This window comes from Moellerella wisconsensis ATCC 35017 (assembly GCF_001294465.1).
In the GTDB taxonomy this organism is placed as follows: domain Bacteria; phylum Pseudomonadota; class Gammaproteobacteria; order Enterobacterales; family Enterobacteriaceae; genus Moellerella; species Moellerella wisconsensis.
The window spans coordinates 1-1,050 of sequence record NZ_LGAA01000021.1 but is presented as its reverse complement, the minus strand read 5'-3'; the positions used below and the strand labels follow the sequence as shown (position 1 = coordinate 1,050).

The 1,050-nt window shown below is 39.3% G+C and carries 2 protein-coding genes; both read left to right on the top strand.

Translation table 11 applies throughout. From position 1 onward, the window contains the following. Nucleotides 1–119: 50S ribosomal protein L20 (locus M992_RS10980; protein WP_147638180.1), on the top strand; the 119-nt coding region annotated here is incomplete at its 5' end. Between the two features lie 438 nt (nt 120–557). Further along, nucleotides 558–1,050 (top strand): translation initiation factor IF-3 (gene infC / locus M992_RS10975; protein ID WP_072165951.1); only part of this gene is annotated, 493 nt, incomplete at its 3' end.

The following is a 1,050-nucleotide window of genomic DNA, read 5'->3' as shown; positions in this document are numbered from 1 at the left end:
TTAATGGCCTGAAAAAAGCCTCAATTGAAATTGACCGTAAGATTTTAGCCGACATCGCAGTATTCGACAAAGCCGCATTCACGGCCTTAGTTGAAAAAGCGAAAAGTGCTTTAGCATAACTGTTCGCAGTAAGCGCTAATTAATGCAAGGGGAGATGCGTCTCCCCTTTTAATTTAAGCTGTTTTATCCTACAAAACTCACTTCATCTATAATTACTTTGGCGAATAAATAATAATAGCGGTTGCTCATTGCTGTATTATTTTAGCGTCAACAGATTGCCGGATTTGATTGTATAAATAATATTTAGTGCATTATATGCTTGAGTAATCGGGCAATAAGTTCTAAAATCTGCGGTCAAATCACCATGCTAGTGGTTATATATCTAGTATTGATGTGATTGTGGCTGTGTTTTTTATTATAAAAATAGATTACTATAAATAAATCAGTCTATTTTCATAATAAAAAGTTCCTGAGAGTGTCTCACGAACGCGATATAAGATGCTGCGTAAAAATAATGATATACCGTAGCTCTCTTTATCCAATTGGAGGAATAAAGTATTAAAGGCGGAAAAAGAATCCCAACAGCACGTCCACATCGTATTAACGATGAAATCCGTGCAACAGAAGTTCGTTTAACTGATTTAGAAGGCGAACCTGTCGGTGTCGTCAGTTTACGAGAAGCGCAAGAAAAAGCTGAGGAAGCGGGCGTCGATTTAGTTGAAATCAGCCCAAATGCTGAACCGCCAGTATGCCGGATCATGGATTACGGCAAATTCCTCTATGAGAAAAGCAAATCTCAGAAAGAACAGAAAAAGAAACAGAAAATTGTCCAGATTAAGGAAATTAAATTCCGTCCTGGCACAGATGAAGGCGACTATCAGGTCAAACTACGCAACCTGATTCGCTTTTTAGAAGATGGTGACAAAGCTAAAATCACTCTGCGTTTTCGCGGTCGTGAAATGGCACACCAACAGATCGGTATGGAAGTGCTTCATCGCCTGAAGGCTGATCTGGAAGAACTGGCTGTGGTTGAATCCTTCCCTTCACGAA